The sequence below is a fragment of the Pseudomonas sp. NBRC 111143 genome, from assembly GCF_001320965.1.
GTDB lineage: Bacteria > Pseudomonadota > Gammaproteobacteria > Pseudomonadales > Pseudomonadaceae > Aquipseudomonas > Aquipseudomonas machongensis.
On record NZ_BCBT01000004.1, the window covers coordinates 109675 to 124610 of the forward strand.

General features: G+C 63.0%; 14 protein-coding genes. 10 read left to right on the forward strand and 4 right to left on the reverse strand.

The features are described 5' to 3' along the window. Positions 1-81 precede the first annotated feature (81 nt). From APH44_RS03740 to APH44_RS03775, 8 genes are all read left to right on the forward strand, one after another. A complete protein-coding gene (locus tag APH44_RS03740) occupies positions 82-1476 on the forward strand; it encodes a PLP-dependent aminotransferase family protein (protein ID WP_054891355.1) in 1395 nt (464 codons plus the stop codon). 106 nt (positions 1477-1582) lie between these two features. Then, entirely contained in the window at positions 1583-2554 is a 972-nt protein-coding gene (gene eutB, locus APH44_RS03745; RefSeq protein WP_054891356.1) for a hydroxyectoine utilization dehydratase EutB, read from the forward strand. A 36-nt stretch (positions 2555-2590) separates the two neighbouring features. Next, a complete protein-coding gene (gene eutC / locus APH44_RS03750; RefSeq protein ID WP_054891357.1) occupies positions 2591-3583 on the forward strand; it encodes an ectoine utilization protein EutC in 993 nt (330 codons plus the stop codon). 54 nt (positions 3584-3637) lie between these two features. Then, on the forward strand, positions 3638-4828 hold the full coding sequence (doeA, locus tag APH44_RS03755; RefSeq protein WP_054891358.1) for an ectoine hydrolase DoeA: 1191 nt from the start codon (positions 3638-3640) through the stop codon (positions 4826-4828). A gap of 4 nt (positions 4829-4832) precedes the next feature. After that, the gene (gene doeB / locus APH44_RS03760) at positions 4833-5834 is read left to right on the forward strand and encodes a N(2)-acetyl-L-2,4-diaminobutanoate deacetylase DoeB (protein WP_054891359.1); all 1002 of its coding nucleotides are present in this window, start codon (positions 4833-4835) and stop codon (positions 5832-5834) included. Positions 5835-5919: 85 nt separating this feature from the next. Then, a complete protein-coding gene (locus tag APH44_RS03765) occupies positions 5920-6399 on the forward strand; it encodes an Lrp/AsnC family transcriptional regulator (protein WP_054891360.1) in 480 nt (159 codons plus the stop codon). Positions 6400-6588: 189 nt separating this feature from the next. Next, positions 6589-8061, forward strand: coding sequence for an NAD-dependent succinate-semialdehyde dehydrogenase (locus APH44_RS03770; RefSeq protein ID WP_054891361.1), 1473 nt, complete (start codon positions 6589-6591; stop codon positions 8059-8061). Positions 8062-8083: 22 nt separating this feature from the next. Next, positions 8084-9469 carry an aspartate aminotransferase family protein gene (locus APH44_RS03775; protein WP_054891362.1) on the forward strand — a complete coding sequence of 462 codons (1386 nt, stop codon included), beginning with the start codon at positions 8084-8086 and terminating at the stop codon, positions 9467-9469. A 61-nt stretch (positions 9470-9530) separates the two neighbouring features. Here APH44_RS03775 and APH44_RS03780 read toward each other — a convergent pair whose 3' ends face one another. Beyond that, positions 9531-10592 carry an alkene reductase gene (locus APH44_RS03780; protein ID WP_054891363.1) on the reverse strand — a complete coding sequence of 354 codons (1062 nt, stop codon included), beginning with the start codon at positions 10590-10592 and terminating at the stop codon, positions 9531-9533. 116 nt (positions 10593-10708) lie between these two features. On the opposite strand from APH44_RS03780, the gene APH44_RS03785 reads away from it, so the two are divergent. Continuing rightward, positions 10709-11611 (forward strand): LysR substrate-binding domain-containing protein, encoded by a 903-nt coding sequence (locus tag APH44_RS03785; RefSeq protein WP_054891364.1) that lies wholly within the window; start codon positions 10709-10711, stop codon positions 11609-11611. On the opposite strand, the gene APH44_RS03790 is transcribed toward APH44_RS03785, so the two are convergent. Further along, positions 11600-12412 (reverse strand): alpha/beta fold hydrolase, encoded by an 813-nt coding sequence (locus APH44_RS03790; RefSeq protein WP_054891365.1) that lies wholly within the window; start codon positions 12410-12412, stop codon positions 11600-11602. The genes APH44_RS03785 and APH44_RS03790 overlap by 12 nt on opposite strands. Before the next feature lie 157 nt (positions 12413-12569). Here APH44_RS03790 and APH44_RS03795 point away from each other — a divergent pair, with 157 nt between their 5' ends. Beyond that, complete coding sequence (locus tag APH44_RS03795) at positions 12570-12758, forward strand: hypothetical protein (protein WP_054891366.1); 189 nt, start codon at positions 12570-12572, stop codon at positions 12756-12758. 72 nt (positions 12759-12830) lie between these two features. On the opposite strand, the gene APH44_RS03800 is transcribed toward APH44_RS03795, so the two are convergent. Continuing rightward, positions 12831-13739, reverse strand: a complete 909-nt coding sequence (locus APH44_RS03800; protein ID WP_177339337.1) for an AraC family transcriptional regulator — start codon at positions 13737-13739, stop codon at positions 12831-12833. Between the two features lie 52 nt (positions 13740-13791). After that, positions 13792-14625 carry an oxidoreductase gene (locus APH44_RS03805; RefSeq protein ID WP_054891367.1) on the reverse strand — a complete coding sequence of 278 codons (834 nt, stop codon included), beginning with the start codon at positions 14623-14625 and terminating at the stop codon, positions 13792-13794. Positions 14626-14936 lie beyond the last annotated feature (311 nt).

A 14936-nucleotide genomic window follows, 5' to 3' on the forward strand; every position in this document is an offset into this window, starting at 1 on the left:
TTGCATTGCACTAGGACAATTGCTTTGCACGGATTCTCGCGGGATGCTGTCGGCACTGGGGAACACGCGGGTTCTACGCCGATGGACAAGTGGAAAGCAGCACTGGAAATCGCCCGCAGTGGCGAGTCGAAATACAAGATTCTGGTTCAGGCGATTGCCGAAGACATCGAACAGGGCTTGTTGGCCAACGATCAACGCCTGCCTGCGCAGCGCAATGTGGCCGATGCCATGGGCATCAGCGTGCAGACCGTGACCAATGCCTACAAGGAGCTTGAGCGCCAGGGCCTGGTGCGTTGTGAAGTAGGGCGCGGCAGCTTCGTTTCGCGGCGCATGAGCGACCGGGTCGCGACTTATATTCTCGACAGCCCCGAGCGAGCGCTGGTGGATTTTTCCATCGCACGCATCCTCCATACCCGCGAGCACGACCAGGTCTGGCGCGATACCTGCCGGGAGCTCAGCACCGAGGAAGATCAGCCGTGGATTCACGCCTTTCGCCCCATCGCCGGGTTCGAATCCCACCGCGAGGCGGCCATGCAATGGATTGGCCGCCTGGGCCTGCGGGTCGAACGTGACGACATCCTGATCACCAACGGCGCGGCCCATGCGATCTTCCTCGCCCTGGCCTCACTGGCCGGGCCCGACGATGTGGTGTTGTGCGAAGGCAGAACCGATCACGGCGTCATCGGCAATTCCCAAGTGCTGGGGTTCACCCTCAAGGGGCTCGAAATGGACCGCCACGGCATCGATCCCGAGCACTTCGAAGACATGTGCAGCAATGAGCGCATTACTGCGCTGGTGTGCACGCCGAACCTGAACAACCCCACCACCACGCTGATGCCGGACAGTCGCCGCCGGGAGATCGCCGAGATTGCCCGGCGCTTCGGCGTGCACATCATCGAGGATGATGTGTACGGCCCGTTGCTCGAAGAGCGCCACGCTCCGCCGATCAGTCATTACCTGCCGGAGCTGTCCTTCTACTGCACCAGCATGACCAAGTCGGTGCTGACCGGTTTGCGCGTGGGTTATCTGGTGATGCCCAAGCGCCTGGCACTGCGTACCGAAAGCATCCTGCGGGTCAACAGCTGGATGGGCACGCCGATGGTCTCGGAGATTGCCACGCGCTGGATTCGCGATGGTCGCGCCGACACGCTGCTGCGCTTGCAGCGCCAGTTGCTCTCGGTGCGCCAGGCGATGGTCAGCGAATACCTGGGGGAGTTCGTGCTGGGCCAACATCCCCATGCCTTGAATGCCTGGGTCGGTATCCCGCCGCATTGGGAGGTCGACAGCCTCGTGCGGGCCCTGCGCCATCGGCATATTGCCGTCACGCCGCCTGACCCGTTCACCGTGCGTGGCACACCCAGGGCACGGGCGGTGAGGGTGTGTGTTGGCGCCGAATGCAGCGACGAGGACGCGCGCGAAGCCTTGATCAACATGCGTGAAATCTTTGGTCAGTACCCACGTATCCATGACTTTTGAGCGGAAAAACAGACGCCGAAAAAAGTTGTCCTGAATTGACCTAGTACATTCAGCGCGACAATCCTGGCCTCTTAGACTGCGCCCAATATCTTATCGGGACGCGGTCATGCCAACGCCACAGCTCAACGATATCTACCTCGCCCGCCAGCGTATCGAAGCGCTGGTGCGACGCACGCCCATGGAGCATTCGCCCAGCCTGTCTCGGCTGGTGGGCGTGCCGGTCTACCTCAAGCTCGAGTCCCAGCAGATCACCGGCAGCTTCAAGTTGCGCGGTGCGAGCAATGCCGTGGCGCAACTCAGTGCTGAAGAAAAACAACGAGGTGTTGTGGCGGCGTCGACCGGTAATCACGGTCGCGCATTGGCTTACGCGGCTTCCCGCCAGGGCGTGAAGGCGACGATCTGCCTGTCGCAACGGGTACAGGCAAACAAGGTGCGGGCGATTCGCGATCTTGGGGCCCACGTATGCATCGTCGGCAACTCCCAGGATGACGCCCAGCGCGAAGCCGAGCGCCTTGCCGCCGAGCAGGGTGCGATCCTGCTGCCGCCGTTCGATCATCCGGCGATCATCGCCGGCCAGGGCACGTTAGGGCTGGAGATCCTCGAGCAGCGACCGGACGTCGCCCAGGTCCTGGTGCCGTTGTCCGGCGGTGGTCTGTTCGCCGGCGTGGCGCTGGCGCTGAAAACCGCCAACCCGCAGATCGTCACCCACGGCATCAGCATGCAGCGTGGCGCGGCGATGCACGCCAGCCTGGCAGCCGGCCAACCGCTGGAAGTCGAAGAGCTCCCGACGCTGGCCGATTCCCTCGGCGGAGGTATCGGTCTGGACAACCAATACACCTTCAGCATGACCCGTGACACCTGCGATCACCTGCATTTGCTCAGCGAAACCTCCATCGCCAACGCTATCCGCCACGCCTATCGCGAAGAGCGCCAGGTGCTGGAAGGCGCGGCTGCTGTGGGAATCGCCGCGCTGCTCGAAGGCCTGATCGAGCCTCGTGGCCCTGTGGTGGTGGTGATCAGCGGACGTAACGTCGACACCGATCAGCACCTGCGGGTACTTGCCGGAGCCGAGGCATGAAACCGAACAATAACGACGTCATGGGAGCGCCCGTTGATGAGTGAAATCACCCTGTTGAGCGAAGCCGATCTGCGCGCCTGTGTGGCGCTTGATCTGCCCAGTATCGAAGCCGTCGAGCAGGCCTTCGTGCTGCTGGCCACTGCCGCCGTGGCGATGCCACCGATCCTGCGTCTGGACATCCCCGAGCACAACGGCGAAGTGGACGTGAAGACCGCTTACCTGCCGGGGCTGGAGCGCTTTGCGATCAAGGTCAGCCCGGGCTTTTTCGACAACCCGAAACTCGGTCTGCCCAGCCTCAACGGCATGATGATGCTGTTGTCGGCGCGCACCGGTCTGCTGGATGCCTTGTTGCTGGATAACGGTTACCTGACCGCGGTGCGTACGGCCGCTGCCGGAGCGGTGGCGGCGCGGGCATTGTCGCGATCGGACAGCCGCAGCGTGGCGCTGATCGGCGCTGGCGAGCAAGCCGCGTTGCAGTTGCAGGCCCTGCGCCTGGTGCGCCCCATCGACAACGTGCGGGTGTGGGCGCGGGACTTGGCCAAGGCGCAGGCCTTCAGCGTGGAATTGACCCGTGACACCGGTCTGGCGGTCAAGCCCTGCGCTACCCTCGACGAAGCCATGGTCGAGGTGGATATCGCCATCACCTGCACGCCAAGTCGCGAGCCGTTGATCGATGTGCGCCATCTGCATCCCGGTCTGCACATCACCGCCATGGGCTCGGATGCCGAGCACAAGAACGAAATCTCCCCACAGGTGCTGGCACAGGTCGACCGCTACGTGGCCGATCGACTGAGCCAGACCCGCATCCTCGGCGAGTTGCACCACGCCCTCGCGGCGGGCGTCGTCAGCGACGAATCGAACTTCGCCGAATTGGGCCAGGTGCTGGCCGGTCAACGCCCCGGTCGCACGGACGCCTCGCAGGTCACCCTGTGCGACCTCACCGGTACCGGCGCCCAGGATACCGCCATGGCCAATCTCGCGTTCAAGCGAGCGCGCTCGGCGGGCAAGGGCGTCCAGTTCGGCAGCTAAGGGTTTTTTGTCCGCGCGTCATTTACCCCGCTTCATCTACAAGAGGGCAGGTGCATGTCTCAGAGAGTCGTCAATCTCCCGTTCAGCCGGGAGGAATACGCCCAGCGGCTGGCCAAGGTGCGAATGGCCATGCAGGCCCAGGGCATCGAGCTGTTGCTGGTCACCGATCCGTCGAACATGGCGTGGCTGACCGGCTACGACGGTTGGTCGTTTTATGTTCACCAGTGCGTGCTGCTGGCGATGGATGGCGAGCCGGTCTGGTTCGGCCGCGGCCAGGACGCCAACGGCGCCAGGCGCACGGTGTTCATGCAGCAGGACAACATCGTCGGTTACCCGGACATCTACGTGCAGTCCCGGGAGCGGCATCCCATGGACTACCTGTCGCGGGAAGTGATCGCTGCCCGTGGTTGGGACGCGCTGACCATCGGCGTCGAAATGGATAACTACTATTTCAGCGCCGCAGCCTTCCTGTCGTTGCAGAAACATCTGCCCAAGGCCCGGCTGATCGATGCGGCCGGGTTGGTGAACTGGCAGCGGGCAGTCAAGTCGCCGCAGGAAATCGCCTACATGCGCATTGCCGCACGCATCGTGGAAAACATGCACGGGCGGATCCTTGAACGGATCGAACCGGGCCTGCGCAAGAACGAATTGGTGGCCGAAATCTACAGCAGCGGCATCCAGGGTGCCGATGGCCATGGCGGTGATTACCCAGCCATCGTGCCCTTGTTGCCGACCGGTGCCGACGCCAGTGCGCCGCACCTGACCTGGGATGATTCGCCGTTCGAAAAGGGCGCGGGGACCTTCTTCGAGATTGCCGGTTGCTACAAGCGTTACCACTGCCCGCTGTCGCGCACGGTATTCCTGGGCAAGCCGCCGCAGCATTTCCTCGAGGGCGAGAAAGCCGTGGTCGAAGGCATCGCCGCCGGCCTGGAAGCGGCCAAGCCGGGCAACACCACCGGTGACATCGCCGTAGCGTTCTTCAAGGTGCTGGAGAAATTCGGCATCCACAAGGACAGCCGTTGTGGCTACCCGATCGGTATCAGTTATCCGCCGGATTGGGGCGAGCGCACCATGAGCCTGCGTCCTGGCGACACCAGCGTGTTGCAACCGGGCATGACCTTCCACTTCATGCCGGGCCTGTGGATGGACGATTGGGGCCTGGAAATCACCGAAAGTATTCTGATCACCGACACCGGTGTCGAAACCCTGTGCAACGTGCCACGCCAACTGTTCGTGAAGGATTGAGCCAATGAGCGATCTGCCTGCCAACCCGATCAGCGCCACTGTGGATTTGTGCCGTGAAGGCGTGCAGCACGGGTTTCTCAAGTTGCCGTATTCGCGGGATGATTCGGCCTGGGGCGCGGTAATGATTCCGATCACGGTGATCGCGCGGGGGGAGGGGCCGACGGCCCTGCTCACCGGTGGCAACCACGGTGACGAATACGAAGGTCCGGTGGCCCTGAGCAAGCTGGCTCAGGGCCTGGCGGCCGCCGAGGTCAGCGGGCGGGTCATCATCATTCCGTTCATGAACACACCCGCGTTCCGTGCTGGGCGACGCACGTCGCCCATCGACAGGGGCAACCTCAACCGCAGTTTTCCCGGCAAGCCGGACGGCACGGTGACCGAGAAAATCGCCGACTATTTCACCCGCACTTTGCTGCCTCTGGCGGACTTCGTGCTGGACATTCACTCCGGCGGGCGCACCCTGGATTTCCTGCCATTCGCCGCCTGCCATGTGCTGCCGGACAAACAGCAGCAGGCGCGATGCGAGGCGGGCATGCGCGCGTTCAATGCGCCATACAGCATGCGGATGCTGGAGCTGGATGCCGGGGCGATGTACGACACGGCTGCCGAGTCTCAGGGCAAGGTCTTCGTCACCACGGAACTGGGCGGTGGCGGTTCCTCCACCGCGCGCAGTGTGGCGATTGCCGAGCGCGGCGTGCGTAACTTGCTGGTGCATGCGGGGATTCTTCAGGGCGAGGTGCAGAGGGGGCCGTCGGTCATGCTCGACATGCCGGACGGTGATTGCTTCATCGCCAGCGAACATGACGGCCTGCTGGAAATGTGTCGCGACCTGGGCGACAGCGTGGACAAGGGCGAAGTCATCGCCCGGGTCCACGACGCTACCCGCAGCGGCGTGGCCCCGGTGGAGTATCGTGCTGCACGCGGCGGCCTGCTGGCGGCGCGGCATTTTCCGGGGTTGGTGCAGTGTGGCGATACCCTTGCCGTGATCGCGGACATACTGGAGTAATACACTGTCCCCGCCCAGTGGCAGCCTCGCTGCCACTGGGTTGATTTCCACAGGGGTTGCCATTCACTCAGGAGCTTCTTGGCCCATGCACAAACTCGATCGCTATGACCTGAAAATCCTGCGGATCCTCGCTGGCGACGGGCGTATCACCAAGTCGAGCCTGGCCGAGGCGATCAACCTGTCGGTTACCCCGGCCTGGGAGCGCGTGCGCAAGCTCGAAACCCTCGGCCTGATCAAGGGCTACCGCGCGCAGATCGATTGGGGCGCGGTGTTCAAGAGCCAGCAAGTGCTGGTGGAAATCACCCTGGCCCGACACACCGCGCTGGACATGCGGCGCTTCGAACAGCGGATGAACGACGCGCCGGAGGTGGCGTTCTGTTACGCCACCGGTGGCGGGGTGGATTACATGGCGATGATCCAGGCGCCGGACATTGATCACTACCAGCGATTCATCGATCAGTTGCTGCTCGATGACCTGGGGATCGAGCGGTACTTCACCTACATCGTCACCAAGACCATCAAGACAGCCGGCGCCTTGCCTGCGGAGCTGTCTCAGGACTACTGAAACCTGCAACACCCCCCGATCAGGCTGTGCGAGCGGGCCTGCAGGATGGGGGATAGCCCCGCCGCAAAAACCTCCGAATCATCCCTCTCAATCAGAAAAAACCACCTGCACACCCCCCTGCAAACCGCAATTCCCCGACGCCTCGCTGCCCTAGCATGAACTCCACGCACACGGTTCGGAGTGAATGCCATGACCTACAAACATCCCCTGCTGTTCAAAGCCCTCTGCTACGTCGATGGCCATTGGTTGCACAGCGACAGTGGCAACAGCATCGCCGTGCACAACCCGGCTGATCAGAAACTGATCGGCCATGTGCCGATGCTCGATCAACCGCAGATCGTCGCCGCCGTGGGTGCCGCGCACCGGGCATTTGCCGACTGGCGTGAGCAGAGCCTGGAGACTCGCGGGACGATTCTTCGGCGCTGGGCGGCGTTGATCCTGGAACATCAGGAAGACCTGGCGCGTATTCTCAGCCTGGAGCAGGGCAAGTCCCTGGCCGAGTCTCGGGGTGAAATCGCCTACGCCGCGAGCTTCATTCCGTGGTTCGCCGAAGAAGCCCGGCGCCTCTATGGACAGAACATTCCCAGCCACATTCCCGGCGCTCATCTGGGTACGGTCAAGGAACCGGTCGGCGTTTGTGCACTGCTGACACCGTGGAATTTCCCCTCGGCCATGATCACCCGCAAAGCCGCTGCCGCATTGGCCGCCGGTTGCACCGTGGTCGTCAAGCCGGCCCACGAAACCCCTTACTCGGCATTCGCCCTGGCGCAACTCGCGGAAGAAGCCGGGGTCCCCGCCGGGGTCTTCAACGTGGTGCTGGGTGAACCACAGATGGCCATGCAAACCCTGGTGCAGGACACGCGCGTGCGCTCGGTGAGCTTCACCGGTTCCACCCGCGTCGGCAAGTTGGTCTTGCAAGCGGCTGCTCATGACGTGAAGAAAGTCTCGCTGGAACTGGGGGGCAACGCGCCATTCATTGTCTGCGCCGATGCCGATCTGCAACGGGCGGTGAAAGTCGCGGTGGCCGCCAAGTTCCAGACTTCCGGCCAGGATTGCTGCGCCGCCAACCGGATCATGGTCGAGCGTTCGGTCTATCCGGCGTTTCTCGAGCGCTTTGCCGAGGCCGTGCGTGAGCTACGGGTCGGCCCGGCGATGATCGGCGAGCGGGAGCAACAGGTGGAGGTGGGTCCGTTGATGCACCAGGCCGCCTTCGATGTGACTGCCGAGCGCGTGGCCGATGCGTTGCAACAGGGTGCGCAACGGCTGGTGGGCGGCGAAGCCCATGCCCTCGGCGGCTTGTTCTACCAGCCCACGGTGCTGGCCGACGTCACGCCGCAAATGCGCATTTACCGTGAAGAGAACTTCGCGCCGATTGCCGGGGTGATGCCGTTCGACACCCTCGACCAGGCCATCGAGATGGCCAACGACACCGAGTACGGTCTGGCGGCCTACATTTGCTCCAATCGCCTGGATCTGATCTACCCGCTGATCCGTCGACTCGACCACGCCATGGTCGCGGTCAACGGCGTCAAGTTCACCGGCCATCCGATCCCGTTCGGTGGCATGAAAGCCTCGGGGCTGGGCCGTGAAGGCGGCACCGAGGGCTTCGAAGCCTTTGTCGAAACCAAATACTTTTGCTTGCACCATCAAGGCCAGTTCTAAGGCCCGTTCCCAGGAGATCGCCATGAACCAAGAATTCGACCCGCTGTTCGAACAAGACCGTGCCCACTTCATGCACCCCTCCACCCACGCTCACGACCATGCCAGCGGTGCGCTCAAGGGGCGCATCATCACGGGTGCTTCGGGCATCCGCATCCGTGACCACGAAGGTCGCGAATTGATCGACGCCTTTGCCGGCCTGTATTGCGTCAACATCGGCTACGGCCGCACCGAAGTGGCGGACGCCATCTACAAGCAGGCCAAGGAGTTGGCGTACTACCACACCTATGTCGGCCACTCGACCGAGGCGATCATCGAACTGTCGAGCCGCATCATCGACTGGGCGCCGGAAGGGATGAAAAAGGTCTATTACGGCCTCTCCGGTTCCGACGCCAACGAAACCCAGATCAAACTGGTGCGTTACTACAACAACGTGCGAGGTCGGCCGCAGAAGAAGAAAATCATCTCTCGTGACCGTGGTTATCACGGCTCGGGCATCATGACCGGCAGCCTGACCGGCCTGCCGAGCTTTCATCAGCATTTCGACCTGCCGGCCGAGGGCATCAAGCACACCGTGTGCCCACACTGGTACCGCAAGGCACCCACCGGCATGGATGAAGCGGCCTTCGTGCGTTACTGCGCCGACGAGCTGGAAAAGATGATTCTGGCCGAAGGCCCGGACACCGTGGCCGCGTTCATCGGCGAGCCAGTGATGGGCACCGGTGGGATCATCGTTCCTCCGGCAGGCTACTGGGCGGCGATTCAGGCGGTGCTGAACAAATACGACGTGCTGCTGATCGCCGACGAAGTGGTCTGCGCCTTCGGTCGCCTGGGGGCGAAGATGGGCAGCCAGCGTTATGGCATGCGTCCGGACCTGATCACCACGGCCAAAGGCCTGACCAGCGCCTATGCGCCGCTTTCGGCGGTGATCGTCGGCGAAAAAGTCTGGGATGTGATCGAGAAAGCCTCCGAGTCCCACGGCCCGATGGGGCATGGCTGGACCTACTCCGGGCATCCGATTTGTGCGGCGGCGGCCCTGGCCAACCTCGACATCCTGGAGCGGGAAAACCTCACGGCCAACGCCGACAAGGTGGGTGCCTATCTCAACCGCCGGATGCGCGAAACCCTTGAGGGTCATCCGTTGGTGGGTGAAGTGCGCGGCGACGGCATGCTCGCGGCCGTCGAATTCATGGCCGACCGTGAACAGCGCACGCCCTTCGATGCGGCCTTGAAGGTCGGCCCGAAAGTCTCGGCGGCCTGCCTTGAGCACGGCATGATCGCCCGGGCTATGCCCCATGGCGACATCCTCGGCTTCGCCCCGCCATTGATTCTCACCGAGTCTGAAGCGGACTTGATTGTGAACATCACCAAGGGTGCCGTTGATCAAGTGGCCAATGAGCTGTTGGGCTAAATCCTGGGTGAACATACAAACCCGCCCATGGAGTGATGGGCGGGTTTTCTGGGTTATCTGATCAGACCGTCAGTACCGGATAATCCGTATATCCCTTGGCGCCGCCTCCATAGAAAGTTTGCGGGTCGGCTTCGTTCAGCGGTAGCTCGTCACGCAGGCGCTGCACCAGATCCGGGTTGGCCAGCGCCCAGCGCCCGACAGGTGCCATATCGGCAAGCCCGGCCTCGATGTCGGCTGCCAGGTGTTCGCGGGCGCGGTTCACCCGGTTGACCAGCAGTACGCCTGGCCATCCCTGGCGCAGTGTCTTGAGCAGGGCATCGTTACCGTTGTGGGCCAGGTGCAGGTAAGCCAGGTTGCGTTGTGCCAGCTCGGTAACCAGCATGCTGTACAGCTCTGCATGCTCCGGGCCTTCTGCGATGCCACCCAGCGCGGAGCCTGGCGACAGGCGAATACCCGTACGGTCGGCGCCGATCTCGGCCACCACGGCATCGACCACTTCGAGTGCGAAGCGCAGTCGTCGCTGGATGGAGCCGCCATAGGCGTCGTCCCGCTGGTTGGCATTGACAGCCAGGAACTGCTGGATCAGGTAACCGTTGGCGCCGTGGATCTCCACGCCGTCAGCACCCGCTTCGATGGCACGGGCTGCAGCCTGACGGAAATCGTCCACGGTAGTCCGAATGTCCTGCTCGCTCATGGCGCGTGGCGTCGGCACTTGCTGCATGCCCTGAGGTGTAAAGATCTGCGCGTCTGGAGCGATGGCCGATGGCGCCAGAGCCTGACGGCCATGGGCGGTATTGGATGGATGTGACATGCGTCCGGCGTGCATCAGCTGAATGAACAGGTGGCCGCCGCCGACATGCACCGCATCGCTGACCCGACGCCAGCCAGCCACGTGGGCATCGCTGTGCAACCCTGGGGAGTCGAGAAAGCCCTGGCCGTCGGCGCTGGGTTGCGTGCCTTCGCTGATCAACAGCCCCAGTGAGGCGCGCTGGCCATAGTATTCTGCGGCCAGCGGGCCTGGTGTGCCGTCGGGCAGCGCACGGCTGCGGGTCAGGGGCGACATGGCCAGGCGATGTGTCAGTTGGAGTTTGCCGAGCTGGATAGGGTCCCAGAGCGAGGTCATCAGGTGTCTCCTGCGGATGAGTTGAGGTGCGTTCGCGTGAGACACAGCTTATTGTGTTCCGTATTTGTGAAATAGATTCTGATATTTGGACTTAATGTCTCATAAATGGATCGATCATGGACCTTTCAGCCTTGGCGGACTTCAATCTTGTGGCGGCCCATGGCGGCTTCGGCAAGGCCAGTCGCTTCAGTGGACGTCCCAAGGCCACGCTTTCGCGGCGTGTCATGGACCTCGAGCAAAGCTTGGGCGTTCGGCTTCTGGAGCGCGGGGCACGGTCGTTGCGTCTGACCGAGGAAGGGCAGGTGTTGCACGAGCGCACCCATGGCTTGCTGGGCGATATCCTCGAGGCGGGCGAGTTGGTCTCGGCAGGGCAGACCAGCCCGCGCGGCTACTTGCGGGTCAGTGCGCCGGTACTGTTCTCCCACACGCTGGTCGGCCGCCTCGCGGCAGGTTTCGCCCTGCGATACCCGCAGGTACGTCTCGATATCACTGCCGAGGATCGCAATGTCGACTTGGTCGAGGATGGTTACGACGTGGTGATTCGCGTCAATCCAAAAGCGGACGCGCTGCTGGTGGGGCGCTGCTTTGCCCGCGATGACATGCTGCTGGTAGCACCGGCAGCCTTGCCTCGGCCTAGCGCAAGCTGCGACGGCGAGATCGCCGAAGTACCTGCCGTGGCGTTGGCCAACCGGTTCGATAAGGGTCCCTGGCACTACCAAGACGGTGACACCCTGGGCACGGTGATGCCGGACGTGCGCCTGCGCCTGTCATCGTTGATCATGATCCGTGATGCAGTGCTCGCCGGCGCGGGGGCTGCGTTGATCCCCCGATCCTTGCTGCAGCGCGACGAGCAACTGGCAAAGCTGTCGATCTGGGGACGCATGCCTGACAGGCCTATCGAGCTATGGGCCCTGCATGCCTCGCGTCGGTTGGTTAGTCGCAAAGTTACGGCGTTCATCGACTATCTGTGCGAAGCCTTCCCCGATCAGATACTCGGCCATGGGTTCTCAGCCGATTGACCTGTCGCCCGCAAGGAACGCCAGCAGATCGTGGAGCACGGCGTCCTTTTGCTCGATCAGCAGGTAATGGCCGGCTTCGGGATATTCGAGGTATTGCGAATGCCCGATCATCTGCGCTGCCAGCCGGCCGGTGGTCGCGGCTGGGGCGCTGTCATCGCGGGCGCCATGCAGGATCAAGGTCGGCACCTTGATTCCAGCCAGGTCCTGGCGAAAATCGGTGGCGTACCAGGCTTGGGCGCAGGCTGCGATAGCACGCTCAGAGGACTGGTAGGTCTGGGCCAGATACCAGTCACGCAGCCCCGGCTCCGAGAACGAGGCCTGCGCATAGTCGCCAAAGAAGCGCTGTCGATCCTGACGCAACGCCTGCATCAAGCCGTCGAAGGCTGCCAACGGCATACCGTCGGGGTTGCCTGGCGAGCTGGCCAGCTGCGGTGTCACCCCGGCCAGCAGCACGGCCGCTGCGATTCGACGGTCGCCGTGGCGGGTCAGGTAACGCGCCACTTCGCCGCTACCCATCGAATACCCCACCAGTGTCACATCGTGCAGGTTCAGGTGCTCGATCAGTTGCGCGAGGTCGTTGCTGAGGGTGTCGTAGTCATAGCCGCTCCAGGGCTGGTCGGAGCGCCCGAAACCGCGGCGGTCATAACTGATTACGCGGTAACCGGACTCGGCCAGGCGGGTGGCATGGTAATCCCAGCTGGCAGACGACATCGGCCAGCCATGGATCAACACCACGGGGCGGCCATGGCCCCAGTCGTTGTAGTGCAGGGAAACTGCGTCCGAGGTCAGGAACTTAGGCATGTGGTGAATCCGAACGGGGAAGGAGCCGATATTCTGGTGGGGGCGGCGGGAGGGGAATAGCTCCTGAACCGGGACAGGCTGATCCGAATCATGGACACCCGTGCATCTCTGAAACATGGCTTATCATCCGTCCGACACCAGACAGTGGAGCAATGATATGAAGCCATGGTTCGCACTGGCCCTGCTGGCCACACTCGTGGGTTGCTCCAGCAGCCCCTTGCAGCTGCGCCCTGAGCGCCAGCAGAGCGATGCGTGCAGGACCTACCGATCAATGATGACCGCGCCCATGGCGCCGGATGCCATGGCGCGGCTGCGTGAGGCTTGCGAACAGTCAGGCCAAGGTTGAGACCTCAGCGCGCCTGGGGAAGTAGCCATTGCAGTCACGCACGCGGGACAGCGGCCGATAGTCGCGCCTTGCTCAATGGGACGAAACATACACGGGGGAGCCAGTGGGGGCGGGCAGTGCATAGGTTGCCTTCATCCAGTCGATCTCGGCCTGGGGCGTACGGCCGAAGAAGCGCTTGAACTCGCGGCTGAACTGCGAGGGGCTCTCGTAGCCGACGCTGAAGGCGGCTGCCGATGCGCTCAGGGCGTCGTGCAACATCAGCAGGCGTGCCTGGTGCAGGCGGGCCGACTTCAGGTACTGCATGGGCGAAGTGTTGGTCACGCTACGAAAGTGCCGATGGAAACTGGGCACGCTCATGCTGGCCTCGCGGGCCAACGACTCTACGTCCAGATGCTCCCGGTAGCGGCTGTGAATGGTGCGCAGGGCGCGGGTCACCTTGGCGAAATGGCCGTGCCGAGCCAACGCCGCCCGCAGCGAGCCGCCCTGCGCGCCAGAGAGGATGCGGTAGTAGATTTCACGCACCAGCGCCGGGCCGAGGATCTGTGCGTCGCTGGCGATGGCCATGGCTTCAAGAAAGCGCAATGTCGTGGCCTGCAATGCATCGTCCATGGGCGAGGCGTACATGCCCTGTGGCGGTTCGCTGCTGCTGCCCAGCAGTTCATCCACTTGCAGGGTCAGCTCGCTGGCCAGCTGCAGGTCCAGGCGTATGTAGATGGCCAGCATCGGCTCGCGTTCGCTGGCATCGGTTTCCATGGTGAAGGGCACCGGAACCGACACCACCAGGTAGTGCCGAGCGTCGTACACATATACCTGGTCACCCAGGTAGCCGCGCTTGCAGCCTTGGCAGAGGATGACGATGCCGGGCTCGTAGAGCACCGGCACATGGCTCAGCGGCCGGTTCGAGCGCAGGAAGCGCACGTCTTGCAGCGCGCTGAGGTTATAGCCTTCCACCGGCGCGAGCTGCGTGAGCAACTGCACCATGCGCGCGCTGCGGGTGTCGGTCCGTGTCACTGCCCGGTCCTCTGCCTGGCGCTCAACCATCGGTCGAGTAGGTCAGGTCTTGCCATAGATCGATCTCCTTGCTCATGCGCTGCAGCTTGTCGCGCACCAGGCCCAGTGCGTCGCTGCCCAGCAACAGGTGGTCGGGCGGGCTGGGGCTGGCGATGACCTGCAGGATCGCCTGGGCGGCCTTGCGCGGATCGCCCAGCTGCTTGCCGCTCTTGTCCTGGCGCGCCTTGCGAATCGGGTCGAAGCTCTGGTCATAGTCGGCGATGCTGCGCGGTGAACGCTGCATGGAGCGACCGGCCCAGTCGGTACGGAACGAGCCCGGCGCCACTGCGGTAACGGCGATGCCAAACGGGCGAAGTTCCTGGCTCAGGGTATCGGAAATGCCTTCCAGTGCGAACTTGCTCGAGCAATAGTAGGCGATGCCCGGCATCGTGATGGTGCCGCCCATGGAGGTGATGTTGATGATGTGCCCGGCCCGTCGCTCTCGAAAATACGGGACGAAGGCCTTGGTGATGGCCACGGCGCCGAACACGTTGACCTCGAACTGGCGGCGCATCTCCTCCAGTGGCGATTCCTCGAAGATGCCTTCGTGGCCGTAGCCTGCGTTGTTCACCAGCACATCAATGGGGCCGTGAAGCGCCTGCACCTGTGCAACCACCGCGTCTATGCGGGCGAAGTCGGTGACATCGAGGATCACCGCGTGAGCGCGTTCGCTGTCCAGGGTCTGAAATGCCGTCAGCGCGCTGTCGTTGCGCACAGTGCCGATGACGCGATGGCCTGCAGCAAGCGCCGCTTGGGCCAGGGCACTGCCAAAACCACTGCTGACGCCGGTAATAAAGAGAGTCTTGCTGTCACTCATGATCGCGATCCTGTGTGTGGAGTACGCGAGCATGCTAGGTGGATTGGCTGATCGTCCCTATGCCGGGGGCTCTTGAAACCTTGCCCATTTCTATCAGAAGCGAGCGTGGTCATCCTGCGAGGGATGCTGCAGGCAAAGAAAAGCCCGCTGGGGAGGGCGGGCGAAGTATTTCACGGATGTAGGGTGACTGTGCCAGCCGCGACGTGAAAATGTCGTGAAGGGGGTGTCAAAAAATGCGTACAACGGGCGGGAAACCAATTTTGGGAAAGCCCCTACTGCCAATGGCTATTTGGATGGCATGCATCGCTAAA

Coding starts and splice junctions, on each gene's coding strand:
- APH44_RS03775 (WP_054891362.1), top strand. CDS start 8,084: ATGAACCAAGAATTCGACCCGCTGTTCGAACAAGACCGTGCCCACTTC.
- APH44_RS03805 (WP_054891367.1), bottom strand. CDS start 14,625: ATGAGTGACAGCAAGACTCTCTTTATTACCGGCGTCAGCAGTGGTTTT.
- APH44_RS03770 (WP_054891361.1), top strand. CDS start 6,589: ATGACCTACAAACATCCCCTGCTGTTCAAAGCCCTCTGCTACGTCGAT.
- APH44_RS03765 (WP_054891360.1), top strand. CDS start 5,920: ATGCACAAACTCGATCGCTATGACCTGAAAATCCTGCGGATCCTCGCT.
- doeA (WP_054891358.1), top strand. CDS start 3,638: ATGTCTCAGAGAGTCGTCAATCTCCCGTTCAGCCGGGAGGAATACGCC.
- APH44_RS03785 (WP_054891364.1), top strand. CDS start 10,709: ATGGACCTTTCAGCCTTGGCGGACTTCAATCTTGTGGCGGCCCATGGC.
- APH44_RS03790 (WP_054891365.1), bottom strand. CDS start 12,412: ATGCCTAAGTTCCTGACCTCGGACGCAGTTTCCCTGCACTACAACGAC.
- eutB (WP_054891356.1), top strand. CDS start 1,583: ATGCCAACGCCACAGCTCAACGATATCTACCTCGCCCGCCAGCGTATC.
- APH44_RS03740 (WP_054891355.1), top strand. CDS start 82: ATGGACAAGTGGAAAGCAGCACTGGAAATCGCCCGCAGTGGCGAGTCG.
- doeB (WP_054891359.1), top strand. CDS start 4,833: ATGAGCGATCTGCCTGCCAACCCGATCAGCGCCACTGTGGATTTGTGC.
- APH44_RS03800 (WP_177339337.1), bottom strand. CDS start 13,739: ATGGTGCAGTTGCTCACGCAGCTCGCGCCGGTGGAAGGCTATAACCTC.
- eutC (WP_054891357.1), top strand. CDS start 2,591: ATGAGTGAAATCACCCTGTTGAGCGAAGCCGATCTGCGCGCCTGTGTG.
- APH44_RS03780 (WP_054891363.1), bottom strand. CDS start 10,592: ATGACCTCGCTCTGGGACCCTATCCAGCTCGGCAAACTCCAACTGACA.
- APH44_RS03795 (WP_054891366.1), top strand. CDS start 12,570: ATGAAGCCATGGTTCGCACTGGCCCTGCTGGCCACACTCGTGGGTTGC.